The sequence below is a fragment of the Mucilaginibacter straminoryzae genome, assembly GCF_022953055.1.
Classification (GTDB): Bacteria; Bacteroidota; Bacteroidia; order Sphingobacteriales; family Sphingobacteriaceae; genus Mucilaginibacter; species Mucilaginibacter straminoryzae.
Window position 1 is genome coordinate 67,367 of sequence record NZ_JALJEJ010000002.1, and the last position, 13,897, is coordinate 81,263.

A 13,897-nucleotide genomic window follows, 5' to 3' on the forward strand; every position below is an offset into this window, starting at 1 on the left:
GCAACAGTATTCCATCGCATATAGTACCTGCGGTTAGCATCATAATTAGTTACTGCAAAATATTCATCAATCGGGTTTAAAGCCGTTAACTAACATCTTTCACCATCCTATTCTAAAATAATTATGTCAATTACGGACTGATCCGAACTGAATAATCCAACAATCGAAACTCAAAATAATTCAACCGACAACAATTTAGAAAAGTGCCCTAACAGCACTATTTAAGCACAATTTCCCTGTTTGTCCCCTGTTTTTTGCAGGATAGCCCCTTTTGAATTTTCCCTTTTTCAGAGACTTTGCCTTCGCCAATTGACAAGCCGTAAAGGCGATCTTTTTTAATCAATAAATCTATTAATTAAACCACCATGAGAGAATTTATGAAAGGTGTATGCCCGCCTGTAACAGAGACCTGTTCCACACCCTGACGAAGAACCACTTCCGCGAATTGTAACGACAAACCGGCTGCACATCCTATCCATGTGTACATTTTATTAACCATAGCATTTGATGCAAATGGGTATTGCATGCCTTTACCCTACGGCAGGATCACAGCCCTTTGGCGTTACAGACCCAACCAATTTGATTTTATTATTAATGACCGATTATGAAACGAAAATTACTTTTTTCAAATTATTTGCCTTCCCGGAGTTTACGCCCCTTATTGAAAGCACTGGCAATAGTTGTACTGCCATTAGGCGCAGGCGCGTCAACTACAAACCTGCATAGCGCCTACCATAAACTCGCAGCACGCACGCTTACTACTTCAAACCAGGCTAACATTACCGTAAAAGGTACTGTTACAGATCAATCTAACGGCCAGCCGCTGATTGGCGTTTCGGTTGGTATTAAAGGAACCGGCAGAGGTGTGCAGACGGATGTAAAAGGTAATTTCCAGCTAAGTAATGTCCCTGAAAACGCTACCCTGGTGATCAGCTATATCTCTTATGAAAAAGTGGAAATAGCCGTTAACGGACAAACAGATTTCCAGGTAAAGCTGAAACCATCCATGAAAACCCTTAGCGATGTCATTGTGGTAGGCTATGGCACCCAGAAAAAGGAGAACCTGACCGGCGCTGTAGGTGTGGTAAATACACAAGACCTGGAAAGCCGCCCGTTAACCAATACCAGCCAAGCGCTGCAAGGTACTGTTTCCGGTGTGTTCGCCTTACAAAGCTCAGGCAAACCGGGTGATGACAATACGGTAATAGACATCCGTGGCGTGGGCACATTCGGAGATAATACGCCATTAGTATTAGTTGATGGCTTCCCCGGCGCAATCGGTGATGTGAATCCTAATGATGTTCAATCTATCTCCGTATTGAAAGATGCTGCTTCATCTGCTATCTACGGTAGCCGGGCCGCAAACGGCGTGATCCTGATTACCACCAAGCGCGGGTCTGCTGGTAAAGTTCGTGTAAACTACAGCGGATATACAGGCATCCAAAGCCCTACCCGCCTACCTAAAGTACTGAACTCTGTTCAATACACCACACTTTATAATGAAGCCGCAACAAACACAGGCCAGGCACCGGGATACTCTGACGCAACCATACAGAAATATGCCGCGCATAACGATCCGATGTATCCGGATATCAACTACTTCAAGGTATATTATGATAATGCCTACATGCAAAACCACCGCATCAGTGCAACCGGTGGCAGCGACAATGTGAACTACTCGTTCATGATGGGGTATTTAAACCAGAATGGGGTTTTAGTTGCAACCAATTACAAGAAAACAGACTTCCGCCTGAACCTGGATTCATACCACCTGAAAGACAAAAGGCTGCGTGTATCAGGAAACATCTCCGGCAACTTAGGTATTAAAAACGAACCGACCGACCTTTGGAATGCAGAATGGTATGCCACGCTTGCGCCTATCCACCCACTTCAGGACGCGTCTGGCAACTGGGTTTCTGTTAACGGAGAGCGAAACTATTACGGCGAAATTAAAGAAGGCAGCACTAATCTGACCAAGCGCTACAATTTCAGCGGGCAGGCCGAAGCTGAATACAAAATCCTGCCTGGCTTAAGCGCACAACTCACCTATGGTTATAACGTAATTGCCACCAATGGCAATGCTTTTCACGCCAATGTAAGCCTGCAAAACCAAAACGGTACGGTTACTCAATTACCGTCGGATCTGAATGTGACCAGCGAAATTGACGGGCATTCATTGCTAACCGGATTATTAAAGTACAATAAAACCATCAATAAGCATTCATTCAACCTGTTAGGCGGTTACAGTGAAGAAGAGTTCACCTACGACTGGCAAAGTGGTTACCGCAAGAATTTTGTGAATAACACCCAACGCGTTTTAAACCTGGGCGATGCAGCTACCCAAACCAATAATGCGGGCAGTTACGATCTCGGCCTTCGCTCATTATTTGGTCGTTTCAACTATGCCTATGACGAGAAATACCTGTTTGAAGCTAATTTAAGAAGAGATGGTTCCTCCAGATTTGCGCAGGGCAAGCAATGGGGTACGTTTCCTTCCTTCTCAGCAGCCTGGGTTTTATCTAAAGAAAACTTCATGAAAAACATCAGCTGGCTGGATTTTGCAAAGGTGCGGGCTTCATGGGGCCGCTTAGGTAACCAGAATATCAATAATTACTACAACGGAAGCGACATCCTTAGCTCTGGCCAGAATTACTCTTTCGGCGGAACGCTTTACTCGGGCGTTGCCATTACCCAAATGACCAACAAGGACCTGACCTGGGAAACCGCCCAGCAGCTCGATCTGGGTGTAGATATCTCTTTCCACAATAATATTGAGATTACTGCAGATTACTTTGACAAAAGAACCAAAAACCTGTTGTTAACCCAACCTATTCCATTAACCATTGCGCAATCCGCCCCTCTGGCAAACGCAGGTGAAGTTCAAAACAGAGGTATCGAGCTGGGCATCATTTACAAAAAAGCTTTTGACAATGGCATCAAGTTAAGAACCTCGTTAAATGTTTCACACATTGTAAACAAGATCCTGGCCATGAACGTGCCGCAACAGTTTACATCGCCAAAAGCGATTGTGGTTGGCTCGGCCATCAATTCATTCTATGGATACCAGATGACCGGTATTTACCAGATATCTGATTTTACCTGGCAAAACAACAGCGATCCGTCTATCCCGTATGCGAGCCGCAACTACACACTTAAACCTGGTGTTGTAAAAGTAAGCGACTACAATGCCCAGCCAGGCGATATTAAATATGCCGACCTGAACGGAGACGGTATCGTTGATCAGAACCACGACCGGAAAGTGATCGGAAAACAATTCCCCGACCTGACTTACGCTTTCAATTTCAACGTGGCCTGGAAGAATTTCGATCTTGGTGCATTTTTACAAGGCGTACAGGGTATGCAGGGCTACACCTATTATGAAATTGCATCACCTTTCAGTGGCTTCGCAAATCTTGGTACCTGGTGGTTAAATCGCTGGACACCGCAAAACCCTTCTAACACCTACCCTAGGCTAACCTTAGATGGTGTAAGGAACAATATCCATTCATCCTTTTATGTAGAAAACGCATCGTATCTGCGTGTAAAAAACATAGAATTGGGATACACGCTGAGCACCAAGGCCATCAAGAAAATTGGTTTGTCTTCGTTGAGAATCTATGCAAACGTGCAGAACGCCTTCACCTTTACCAAGTTTAAAGGTTTCGATCCGGAACAAACGACCGATCAGACCAGGGCCGAAGCCTTTCCACAAGTACGTATCATGACCGCAGGTGTAAATGTTAATTTCTAAAAGGTAAAATCATGAAAACTATATATAAAGTATTAATAGCATTTTTAGTTATTGGTCTTGCAAGCTGCAAGAAAGATCTTTTGGATAAAACGCCTAAAGATCGTTTGTCACCTTCTACATTCTTCCAGAACGAAACGCAGGTAAAAATGGCATTGGTTGGTATTTACAATGCCTTACAGCCAAATGCAACGCCGGCCCATTTCTTCCAGTTTGATTTTGAGTCTGACAACGCTTACTGCCAGGACGCATGGCAGGGTTCTAAAGAAGTGGGCGAATGGCAAACTACCAGCAACAGCTGGGCGCCCTATGCAAAATGGACACAAGATTACACGATCATTTCACGGGCTAACGAATTCCTGAAAGATGTTGCAGCATCAAGCGTAAGCGCCACCACTAAAACACAAATGTCTGCAGAGGCTAAGTTCCTACGCGGTTATGCCTATGCCGACCTGATCTCTTATTTCGGCGATGTACCGCTGATCACCGAGGTGCAATCCCTGTCAGAAGCATATGTCGCCAGAACGCCAAAGGCTACTGTACTAACCCAGGTGGTTAATGACCTTACCGATGCCGCTAACGCACTACCTACCTCCTACTCAGGTTCAGATGTTGGCCGCGCCACTAAAGGAGCAGCATTAGCTTACAAAGCAAAGGTGCTGTTATATAACCAGAAGTGGGCAGATGCGGCACAAGCTGCGCTGGATGTCATTAACCTGAAGGCTTATACCTTATACCCAGATTACGGCTCCATGTTTGATGAAGCACATGAGAACAATAGTGAAGTGATCTTCGACATTCAGTACATCCCGACTACACAGCCGCAACCATGGCCATCATCTGCCTTATCTTTAAGCGTTTGGCCTACACCAAATGTTACCGCAGACCTGATCGACTCTTATTACATGACCAACGGTTTGCCGATCACTAATCCGGCTTCGGGTTATAACTCGCAAAACCCTTATGTAAACCGCGATCCAAGGCTGGCAGCTTCGGTAGTTTTACCAGGCTCGCAATGGGGCACTATTACTTATATACCTGCAAATGACGTGGTTCCATCAGGCGCGCGTCCGCGTAAATACGCAGCCATTGGCATTGCAGACCCTAACAACTGTTCGCTCAATACCATCCTGATGCGTTATGCAGACGTATTGTTAATGCGTGCCGAAGCATTGATCGAAGGCGGCAATATCACTCCTGAAGTTTATACGCTGATAGATCAGGTACGGGCGCGGGCAAAAATGCCTTCAGTAGAAAGCGTGGAAGGTGCAGCTTTAGGGCAAACCCAATTACGAGCAGTGTTAAGGCACGAACGCCGGGTTGAATTCTTTATGGAAGGCACCCGCTACGCAGATATGTTGCGCTGGAAAGACCAGTCGCTGGTGCATGACGTATACGGTTACGACAAATCATTGCTATCTAACCCTGCAAGCCCTTCTACCTGGCAATTTAAACAAGTTAAGTTAGAGACCCGGACATTCGACCCTAATAAAGGATGGCTATGGCCGGTACCGCAGGCAGATATTGATATCAATAAGAAATTGCTACCTAACAATCCCGGCTATTAATTACTACTTAATAATTGGTTAAAACTACCTAAACCTATCCAATCCCTCCCCCGGAAACTACGGCGATCGTAGCTTTCCGGGGGTTTTTCTTTAGGATCAATTTTCTGGCATTAACCTGTAAATCAACATTCAAAAAAACCGGAATTCCCTCACATCCATAATTGACGAAAGTTTAACCGACTATCACCATAAGGGCTCGCTAAACTCTCACTCGTAGCTTCATTTCACAGTTCCCCTGGGATAATTCAGACGGACTGTGCCTTATATAAATAAGAAAACACGCCTTGTGAGCGTGTTTTCTATAGCTTACCAATAATGATAAAAGCGCAAATATTACAGTTTAGTAAGCTGCCATTGCTGGTTATAGCTGCTGGCAAGTGGCCATTGCTGTATGGCAGAACCATTGGTAGTATTACCACCGGTATCCAGGTATTTACCGGTTGCAAGATTGAGTATTCTGTAATAGCCATCACCTGTTGAAACAATCGTCCAACGCTGCGAATTATTGGTATTGATACCGTAATGCAAAACGCTTGAACCGTTAGCAGTGTTAGAGCCCACATCCAAACAACCGTTACCGGTTTGGCAGCTAAGGGTGTAATAACCTGCGGTGTAGCTAATGTTCCATTTCTGGTTATTGCTGGTAGAGCTTGCATATTGCCCCACGGTTGAACCGTCTGCCGTATTTCCAAGGTTATCCAACATCAGGCCAGATGCGCGGTTTTTAAGCGTGTAACGGCCATCGGCTACCGGGCCTTGCCAAACCGGCGCAGCAGATAATTTCCATGACCAGCGGAACATATTTGCCGCGCCCGGGCTTACTTCTGTCAGGTTGGTGTTGGATACATACCAGCGATAAGTATCTATATCGTTCACGCCAGACCAGGCAATGGTGCCCATCGAGTTATCTCTGGCATAGGCCAGGTTGCCTGTTAAGAAAGCCTGATCTTCTTCTACCCCGGTATCCCACTGCCAGTAAAAACCGATGTTTCTGTAGCTCTCTACCCCTATCTCTGTCACAATGGTACGTGAAGCATAAGAGCCTACTTTCCCGGATGTGGTATTGTAGTATGTGCTCCATACGTTGTAAGAGCCCCAGAACCACCAGTAAGTGTGAAAACCGAGATACTGGTTGGCTAGACGCGAGTCGGCGCCAATGGCGGTAACATCCGTAGCATAACCGGTACCGTCTAACACACATTTGCCATCTGCAGGGCTAAAGGTGGTCAGGAAGTTGGCGTATAAATTAGCCAGATCCGTACTGGAATAATCTACAGGCTCGTTGATCGGTTCGTATAACACCGAACTGTTGTTTTTATAAACGTTATCAACGGCCGTCCACATGGTGTTCCACTGGGTAAGGTCGGGCACGTGGTGCACACCAACCGGCCAGTAGCAGAGAATCACCTTACAGCCATTAGCCACAATAGCATTAATAGCTGCCTGGTAAGATGCCCAGTAACTAGAGTTTTGCGGTGTCCATGGGTTTATAGGCATACGTATGGTGGTACCGCCGCTGGCCTTTAGTGCATTAGAAATATTAGTGGCTACGGCGGCGGCGGCGGTAGTGGTGATGGAGCTGGTCATGCCGCTTGGCAGCACTACGCGCCCGTCACCCTCATTACCGTTGGGGTCTGCCCAGTTAATTCCCCTGAAGCCATTGGTATTGGTTGTTGTTAAAGACATGGATTTTGCAGATGTCTTTTTTGCGACATCTGTCTGGGCGGATGTCGTCAGGGCATCTTTTTTGGTACAGGCGGCAAGGGTTAAAACACTCGCGATAAGTAGTAAAGGTTTTATAAATTTTCTCATAATCTCATAAAAGTTAAATACTCATTGTTTAATCATCGGCGTTTATAATCGATAGTTTACCATCGGCAGAAAAAGGGCGGTGGCCTCGCCTGCGTCAACAGGTAACGTTGGGTTGTGCCTGCTGACTGGAAGATCATTAAAGGCTCTTTCAAGATAAATTGGTTAGAATGTGAAAAATTTTCAGATTTCCGGGCCATGCTCAATCAACCCAAAAACATGGTGTGATGCTGGTTAAGGAAAATCTGCGTTTATACTGGCTTGTATAAATCTCTCTTAATTAGCGTAGTTAGAAAAGGGGCAAAACCTCAATAATGAAGGGATAAAGTGTCATTTATCTTCGCTTTCCGCGATCTACAAAGCCTAAAGCCGAGGGTTTGATCCAGAGAAGTGATAAAGTTAAAATTATAGCGATGCGGAATTAATGTTCTAAATACAGTTATTATTTTATAATATATTTGACAGATTATAAACCTCACCTTTCCGGCTTTTTAACCATGTGTAGCTGTAACCATCTGCCCCTATGGCCGTGGTATACGCCAACGGTTGGTTAAACGGAATTTTATTTTGATAACTTCTATGAGAAAAACGCTGTTCTTATTATTAATCAGCCTGTTGTGTTTCGTTGGATCAAAGGGACAAAACCTTTCGGCCTTTCAAACCGGCGAGATAAAGAACTATGCGCTAAAATCATACACCATACATGATGGATTGCCTTCGGGCAACGTCACTACCGCGCTTAAAGACAAACGGGGCTACATGTGGATAGGCACTGATAACGGGCTTTGCAAATTCGATGGCTATACATTTAAAAACCTGGTAAATATTCCCGGCAATGCCAACAGCATCAGTTCAAATTTTATAAATGCCCTTGCAGAAGATAAAGACGGAAGAATTTGGGTGGGCACTATGGACGGGCTGAATGTGCTGGACCCCAATACCGAAAAATTTGAAAGGTTCTACCATCGTGATAAAGCCAGGCAATCCATCAGTAACAATAAGATCTTTTCGATACTGGCAGACAGTTACGGGATCATTTGGGTGGGCACCGACGATGGCTTTAATCAATATGTTCCTGCTACGCGGTCTTTTATCGTCTATAAACCGAACCCCTCCAACCCATTTTCGATAAAAGGAAAATCGGTGAATGCCATTGTTGAAGATGATCATAAGAATCTCTGGCTGGGCAACTGGAGCGGTGGTTTAAATAAGTTTGATAAAGTAAGTAAACGCTTTACCAGCTTTCCGCAGGCAGAAGTGCCTGATAAAAAAAATCCGAATGATATCTGGAGCCTGCACTATGATCAGAAAAATAGTTGTATTTGGGTAGGGACTTACTGGAGCGGTCTTTTCCGTTTTGATCCCGCCTCCCGGCGCTACACCGCTTTCCCGGGCCATGATAAAGTGAACGTCGGTGCTTACAGCATAGACAACGTGAATGATTCTACCATCGCAGTAGGCAGCAATGGCGGGTTCTACCTGGTTAATAAAAAGAACAATCGCTGGATAAAGATCGGTAATGTGAATAGCTCGGCCGACGGGTATGTCTATAATGACCGTTCGGGCATTATTTGGCTATGTGGCAGCGAAACACTTACCAAAGTTGACTTCACCCAGTATAAATTTCACTTTATTCCCTTGTCTTTCAAGCCTAATGTTGTGAAGGGCATGTTGCTTCAGGGTAGCCTGATGTGGATCGCAACCAATAACGGGCTTTACCGTTTCGACCTGGCAAACAAAACAACAAAACTGTTCCAGCATAGCAGCGATCCTTTTGCTATCAGCAGCAACCAGGTGGGTAAAATTTATTTAGACCATGAGGGTACACTTTGGGCTGCAACGGAAAACGGCTTCGATAAATTTGATAGCCGCAGCAGTCGCTTTATACATCATTCCCACCACTCTGCATTGGGTGCTTTTTTTAATGAAGACGTTTTTAGAGACATCATTGAGGTGAAACCCCATGAATACTGGCTGGCAACAGATGCGGGCCTGAAAATATTCGATGAAGAAAAGAACCAATTCAGGCATTATTACAACGAAGAGAATAATAAGAAATCATTAGCCAGCAATCACCTCTACAGTCTTCTAAAAGATAAAAAAGACCGGGTTTGGATCGGAACAAGTGGCAACGGCGTTGACCGCTTCGACCCTAAAACAGGCGTATTTCATCATTATACCTACAACGATAAAATTGCCGGTAGCCTTAGCAATAACATTATCCATTGTATAATTGAAGACAGTAAAAATAATATCTGGATTGGTACTGCCGATGGGCTGAATAAGTACGTCCCCAACAGCGATTCGTTTATCACCTATTCGCGCAGGAACGGCTTCGCGAGTAATGTTTTCAATAGTATTGTTGAAGACAATAGCGGTAATTTCTGGATCAATTCGGCAACCGGCGTATCAAAGTTTACACCTCAAAATGGTACGGTAACCAACTTTGATGAGGGCGACGGCATATTTGCACACTCCATTATCTTCAAGTCTAAAGACGGGAAGATCTATTTAGGTGGCGACGAAGGCCTGGTAATCTTTGATCCGGCAAAGATTGAGTTGAATAAGAATATCCCTAAAATTTATTTTACAGACTTTCTTGTTTTTAACAAGTCTGTAAAACCGGGGCCAGATTCCCCCCTAAGAAAACCGGTTAGCGTAGCTGATACCGCGTTTCTTACCCATGACCAGAATGTATTTTCGATCGAGTTTGTCTCATTAAACTACACCCACTCAGAGAAAAATGCTTACCGTTACAAGCTGGAAGGCTTTGATAAAAAGTGGAATGCTAACAACAATCAACGCCGGGTTACCTATACCAACCTTAACCCCGGCACTTATGTATTTAAGGTTATCGCCAGTAATAATGACGGTATTTGGAACATGACGCCGCGAAGCCTTACAATTATAATCTCCCCGCCCTGGTACCGTACTTGGTGGGCCTATACTATTTATGCGTTGATGGTTGGTAGTTTAATTTATGTTTTCCTGTTGTACAGAGACCGGCAGACCAAATTAAAGTACGAGATACAGATGGCGCATTACGAAAGCGAAAAGGAGAAAGAGCTGAGTGAAAAAAAACTGGCGTTCTTTACCAACATCTCGCACGAGTTCCGGACACCGCTGACGCTGATTATCAACCCGGTAAAAGAACTGCTTCGTAATGATAAAAAGCAGATAGATTCTTCTGACCTGACCATTGTATACAGAAACGCACGGCGTTTATTGGGTTTGGTTGATCAGTTGCTGCTTTTCAAAAAGGCGGAGTCGGAGTCGGACCAATTAAGGATCAGCCAGGTAAACCTGACCGAACTTTGCAATGATGTTTATTTATGTTTTGTCCAAGAGGCCAAACGCAAACATATCGAACTACAGTTTAACTCATCCGCAGAGTGCCTGAATATTTATGCGGATCGCGAAAAAACGGAAATAGTGCTGTTTAATCTATTGTCAAACGCGATCAAGTTTACGCCAGAAAATGGAAAAATCAGCATCCGTGCAGAAGAATCGGAACAGACGGTAGCCGTGACTGTAGAAGATACAGGCCCGGGGATTCCTACTGAAGTGGGCGACAAGCTTTTTAACCGGTTTTACCAGGTTGCAGAACCCACGGGTATTTCCGCCGGTGGCTTTGGCCTGGGGCTATACCTGGTTAAAAACTTCGTAGAAAGACAGTCGGGAACGGTTACCTACAGTAGCCAGCCTGGAAAAGGCACTGTATTTACCGTTACTCTAAAAAAGGGCGATTCGCATATCCAGGGCCAGTTGATGCTCGAACAGCATGCCCCTGCAGCCGGTTTTTTAAAAGAACTGATCGACAGTGAAAATACCATAAATACTGCGGTAGCAGCAAACCGGGCAGAGGAGCCACCGCTCATCGAACTAAAAACCCTGCTAATTATTGATGACAACCAGGACATGAGAGACTACCTGCGGCAGATCTTCAAAGCAGAATATCATGTTCTTGACACCTCTAACGGCGAAGACGGCATCAAAAAAGTGAATGAACATTGGCCAGATATAGTGATTTGCGATGTAATGATGGATGGAATGACCGGCATAGAAGTATGCGCGGCGCTTAAAGCGAACATGGCTACGGCACACGTTCCAATCATTTTGTTAACGGCCAGCGCCTCTAACGAAATAAAATTAAAAGGCATTGAAGGCGGCGCGGACGATTACATTGCCAAACCGTTTGACAAGGATATCCTGAAAGCAAGGGTAAACGGGCTTTTGAAAAGCAGGAATACCTTGCAGCAGTATTTCTATAACGAAATTACACTGAACAATAACCCGCATAGCATTTCCATTGAGTACAAACGCTTTTTGGAATCTTGCATCCGCATTGTAGAAGCGCACATCACCGACCCTGATTTCAACCTGCAATCATTAGCCTCAGAATTAAACATGTCCTATTCGGGGATTTATAAGAAAATCAAGATGATCTCAGGGCAACCCGCAAACAGCTTCATCCGGTCAATCCGGTTACGTAAAGCAGCTCAACTGTTTGTCCATAGCGATCTGAACATATTGGAAACTGCTTATGCTGTAGGCATTAAAGACATCAAATATTTCAGGGAGCAGTTCAAGAAGGTTTTTGATCTAAAGCCTTCTGAATACATTAAAAAATATCGTAAGAATTTTAAAAACGGAATGGTTAACCATTTATCAGAAAAAAACCGCAGCCATAATTAACTTAATATGAAAAAAAAATTAAAACGCAAATTGGCGACTGTCTTAATTTCAATCGCCTAACGCACATTTAAAAGAAATTTAAAGTGGTTTGGACAGTTTTACCCCTTTATTTTGCGAATTCGTCCCCTACTTTGAACCTAATTTTACACCATTTTAGCAGCTTGCATAATCGATGCAATCCGTTGCGATTTAAATTGCACCAATTATTTAACTAAACAGCGTCTAAACATTTTTAATGAAATCATTTATTCTTGCTCTACTTACGGTGATCTTATTTGCAGGTGGCCGTGCCCAAGCTCAACCCAAACATCAGTTCACGCTCGGAAATACCGATTTCTTGCTGGATGGCAAGCCTTTTCAGATGATCTCCGGCGAACTTCATTATCCACGTATCCCCCGGGAAGCATGGCGCGACAGAATGAAAATGGCGAAAGCCATGGGTTTAAATACCATAGGTACCTACGTTTTCTGGAACCTGCACGAACCACAAAAAGGAGTATTTGATTTTTCAGGCAATAATGATATTGTTGAATTCATCAAGATAGCACAACAAGAAGGCCTATGGGTAATTCTACGTCCCAGTCCATACGTTTGTGCCGAGTGGGAGTTTGGCGGCTACCCTTACTGGCTGGAAAACGAAAAAGGACTGGTGGTAAGAAGTAAGAACCCGCAATATTTAAAGGAATACGAAAGCTACATTAAAGAATTAGGAAAAAAACTGGCGCCATACCAAATAAACCATGGCGGCAACATCCTGATGATACAGATCGAGAATGAGTATGGCTCATACGGCTCAGATAAAGAATACCTGGCCATCAATCAAAAAATGTTTAAAGAGGCCGGCTTTGATGGGCTACTGTATACCTGCGACCCTGCTGCCGATCTGGTAAAAGGACATTTACCGGGATTACTGCCCGCAGTGAACGGTTTGGATAATCCTGCTAAAGTAAAAGAACTGATCAACGACAATCATGGCGGTAAAGGCCCTTATTATATTGCAGAATGGTATCCTGCCTGGTTCGACTGGTGGGGAACTAAACACCATACCGTTCCGGCAGAGCAATATACCGGCAAATTAGACTCTGTACTGGCGGCAGGCATCTCCATCAACATGTACATGTTTCATGGCGGTACCACCCGTGGGTTTATGAACGGCGCCAATTATAGCGACGGCAAAGCTTACGAGCCGCAGATCAGCAGCTATGACTACGACGCGCCGCTGGACGAAGCCGGAAACGCTACACCGAAATTCTGGGCTTTCAGAAATGTGATTCAAAAACACCTTGCTGCAGGCGTTAAACTGCCCGAAGTGCCAAAGGCTAAGCCAACCATCGCTATCCCCGCCATTACGCTCAAAAACGTAGCAGACCTTAACAGCTTAAAGCTGAAAGGCGCTAACAGCGTAAGCCCGTTAACTTTCGAAGACCTAAAGCTAGACTATGGCTATATGCTTTACCATACGACCATTAAAGGTGGAAAAAGCGGCACTTTAAAAATAAAAGAGCTGAGAGATTACGCCGTTGTAATGATCAACGGAAAAACTGTTGGAACCCTTGATCGCCGCACTGGTCTGGACAGTATGGCTATCAGTTTACCGGCCGGTAATGTTGCTTTAGACATTCTGGTAGAGAACCTTGGCCGTATCAACTTCGGGAAATACTTATTGCAAAACAAAAAAGGGATTGTTGGTAAAGTAATCTTCGACGGCAAAGAAGTAAAGAACTGGCAGAACAACCCTATACCGGTTAAAAAGGTTGACGGTTATGCAGCTAAAGCCACCCAATCGAAAGCAGTTGCACCGGTAATGAAGAGCGGTACTTTCAACTTGTCATCATTAGGTGATACCTATCTGGACATGAGCAACTGGGGTAAAGGTGTGGTTTGGATCAATGGACACAACCTGGGCAGGTATTGGAAAGTAGGTCCGCAGCAAACCTTATATGTTCCGCGTGAGTGGCTGCACCACGGCAAGAACCAGATTTTAGTTTTTGAAATGCTGAAACCGCAAAACAACCGTATTTCAGCAATTGATAAACCTATTTTAGATCAGTTGCAATAGAAAAAGGTATCATTTAGG

Annotated in this window: 5 protein-coding genes; 4 read left to right on the forward strand and 1 reads right to left on the reverse strand. The window is 44.4% G+C overall.

What is annotated here, in order from left to right:
• Positions 1-604 precede the first annotated feature (604 nt).
• The gene (locus tag MUY27_RS03995; RefSeq protein WP_245128692.1) at positions 605-3,751 is read left to right on the forward strand and encodes a SusC/RagA family TonB-linked outer membrane protein; all 3,147 of its coding nucleotides are present in this window, start codon (positions 605-607) and stop codon (positions 3,749-3,751) included.
• 11 nt (positions 3,752-3,762) lie between these two features.
• On the forward strand, positions 3,763-5,316 hold the full coding sequence (locus MUY27_RS04000) for a RagB/SusD family nutrient uptake outer membrane protein (protein WP_245128693.1): 1,554 nt from the start codon (positions 3,763-3,765) through the stop codon (positions 5,314-5,316).
• 333 nt (positions 5,317-5,649) lie between these two features.
• Here MUY27_RS04000 and MUY27_RS04005 read toward each other — a convergent pair whose 3' ends face one another.
• Positions 5,650-7,128 carry an RICIN domain-containing protein gene (locus MUY27_RS04005; RefSeq protein ID WP_245128694.1) on the reverse strand — a complete coding sequence of 493 codons (1,479 nt, stop codon included), beginning with the start codon at positions 7,126-7,128 and terminating at the stop codon, positions 5,650-5,652.
• Positions 7,129-7,704: 576 nt separating this feature from the next.
• Between MUY27_RS04005 and MUY27_RS04010 the strand changes: the two genes are divergently transcribed.
• Together MUY27_RS04010 and MUY27_RS04015 are read left to right on the forward strand one after the other, a co-directional pair.
• Positions 7,705-11,820 (forward strand): hybrid sensor histidine kinase/response regulator transcription factor, encoded by a 4,116-nt coding sequence (locus tag MUY27_RS04010; protein WP_245128695.1) that lies wholly within the window; start codon positions 7,705-7,707, stop codon positions 11,818-11,820.
• 235 nt (positions 11,821-12,055) lie between these two features.
• Positions 12,056-13,879 carry a glycoside hydrolase family 35 protein gene (locus tag MUY27_RS04015; protein WP_245128696.1) on the forward strand — a complete coding sequence of 608 codons (1,824 nt, stop codon included), beginning with the start codon at positions 12,056-12,058 and terminating at the stop codon, positions 13,877-13,879.
• Positions 13,880-13,897 lie beyond the last annotated feature (18 nt).